This window comes from Pseudomonas oryzihabitans, assembly GCF_032027545.1.
Lineage (GTDB): Bacteria > Pseudomonadota > Gammaproteobacteria > Pseudomonadales > Pseudomonadaceae > Chryseomonas > Chryseomonas oryzihabitans_F.
The window spans coordinates 1-857 of sequence record NZ_JAVSJB010000083.1; the positions used below are offsets into that span (position 1 = coordinate 1).

The 857-nt window shown below is 53.2% G+C and carries 1 protein-coding gene; it reads right to left on the reverse strand.

Annotation, left to right across the window (positions count from 1 at the left end; all coding sequences use genetic code 11):
• Positions 1–857: IS3 family transposase (locus RND78_RS27810; protein WP_312733448.1), on the reverse strand; the 857-nt coding region annotated here is incomplete at both ends.

The following is an 857-nucleotide window of genomic DNA, read 5'->3' on the forward strand; positions in this document are numbered from 1 at the left end:
TAGTCGATATAGGCCCGAATTGCTACTGCCAGCTCCTCTACGCTTGAGAACCTGTTGCAGTGGAAAAGCTCAGATTTTAGTACTGCAAAAAAGCTTTCCATTGCCGCATTGTCGAGGCAATTGGCTCGCCTTGACATACTCTGAGTCAGTCCATGCTGACGGATCAGCTGTTGGTAGGCAGGGTATTGATAGTGCCAGCCTTGATCGGAGTGGATGAGCGGTTTCTCATGAGGCCGAAGGGTCTTCAATCCGTCTTTCAACATACGTAAGACCATCTCGAACGATGGGCGCTCACTTATCTCGAAAGCCACAATTTCCTTATTGAAGAGGTCAAGAATCGGTGACAGGTATAGCCGGTTTTGATTGACACGAAACTCCGTTATGTCAGTCGCCCACCGCTGATTGGGCTGCGGTGCGGTAAAGCGGCGTTCCAGCAGGTTAGGCGCCACGCAGGACTCCGGCCCTGTGAATGGACGATAGCGACGGCGTCGCAGCGTGCACTTTAACGACATTTCGCCCATCAGCCGCTGTACTGCCTTGTGATTGATCTGCTGCCCCTGATTGCGTAGCGCCTGCGTGATGCGGCGATAGCCATAGCGACCCCGATGATGCGCGAACATCGTCCGGATGCTCTCTTTGCGGGCACCTTGTTTGTCTGGTTGGCGAGTGACCTTGAGGTGGTAGTAGAAGCTGCTTCGAGGAAGACATGCTCCCTGAAGAAGCGCATCAAGTGGATATCGTGACCGCAACTCCTGCACGATAAGTGCTTTCTGCTGATTGTCCAGGTCACTGTCCTTGAGACCCAAGCTCATGGCTTTGCGCAGAAAGGCGTTTTTGACCTGCAGATAGGCAACCTG